This window comes from Protofrankia sp. CiP1_Cm_nod3 (assembly GCF_982290655.1).
The window spans coordinates 15,277-16,423 of the sequence record NZ_CEVIVD010000052.1; the positions used below are offsets into that span (position 1 = coordinate 15,277).

Genomic DNA, 1,147 nt, shown 5'->3' on the forward strand with positions numbered 1-1,147 from the left:
TGGCGAAGGCGAGGTCGTGCCCCCATGCCCCGATGAGCAGACGCCGCGGCGGTCGGGGCGTCACCGCCGAACCGACGAGCCGCCAGTGCTCCAACGTCTCGGAGATCAACAGGTCGTACCAGCCACCCACGTGGAACGCGGCGGCGCGGACGGCCGCGAGCTCGCCGTCGGTGAACGCCTCCGGCCCTGGCTCCGTGCCAGTCCGCAGAATGTCACCCCAATGCGGCAGGACAGTCCCCATCCGCTCCGGCAGCTCACACACCGGCAGGTGATCCAAAACGTCCGGCTGACGCGCATGCACCAGCCGGACCAGACCATCCCGGCTGGTGCGGGCATCGGCGCGTTCCAACCACCAGTACGCGTGCTCAGCCAGGCGCAGAATGCCACCGGGCTCGAACTTCGTACGGTGCAGACCCATCGACGGACCAAGACTCACGACCGCCCGCACCGCGTCGGGCCGCTCCACCGCCAGCGCCCAGGCGGTGTATCCGGCGTACGAGCCGCCGTAGGCCACCAACCTGCCGTCGCTCCAGGGCTGGGACAGGATCCAGTCCACCAGCGCGGCGCCGTCGGCCCGCTCATCCCGGTACGGCCGCCACGTACCCTCCGAGTCGTACCGGCCCCGGACATCCTGCACCACGTAGCCGAATCCACGCTCAGTCCAGCCCTGCCCCTCGGCAAGGTGGGCGGAGCGCCCGTAGGCGGTACGCGTGACGATCACCGGAACCGGCCAGGTGGCACGTGGCGGAACATGGGCATCCACCGCGAGCGGCGTGCCATCACCCCCTGCCACCGTCAGGTTCACCCACGCACCGGCGGCCGTGGCCTTCATGCGTGCACCGCGGCGGCCGGAACGCTGAGGGCGGACCCGCCATCCGGTCGGGCCGGGTCGAAGACCACCGGCAGGGGCAGCACCGGGTGGCGCGCCACCGAACCCAGTGCGGCGACCTCCACCTGGACGTCGACCTCCGGTAGCCGGTCGGACGTCCACCAGGCTTCGATCTCGGCCAGCAACAGACCCGCCACCATGGCCAGCACGCCCCGTCCGGGCCAGGGGACCTCGGGGTGCATCTCGCCGGACCGGTCCAGCCAGGCCCAGTGGGCCAGCAGTTCCTCGGGCGCATCGGCAGCAGCGAGCCGACGACCA

Annotated in this window: 1 protein-coding gene and 1 pseudogene; both read right to left on the reverse strand. The window is 71.6% G+C overall.

The genetic code is table 11. The features are described 5' to 3' along the window. Positions 1–832, reverse strand: an 832-nt coding sequence (locus tag AC5LUJ_RS12215; RefSeq protein WP_493464958.1) for a CocE/NonD family hydrolase, incomplete at its 3' end; no start/stop codon positions are given. After that, positions 829–1,147 (reverse strand): annotated as a pseudogene (locus AC5LUJ_RS12220) (hypothetical protein); the annotation flags it as partial. The pseudogene AC5LUJ_RS12220 and the gene AC5LUJ_RS12215, both read right to left, overlap by 4 nt.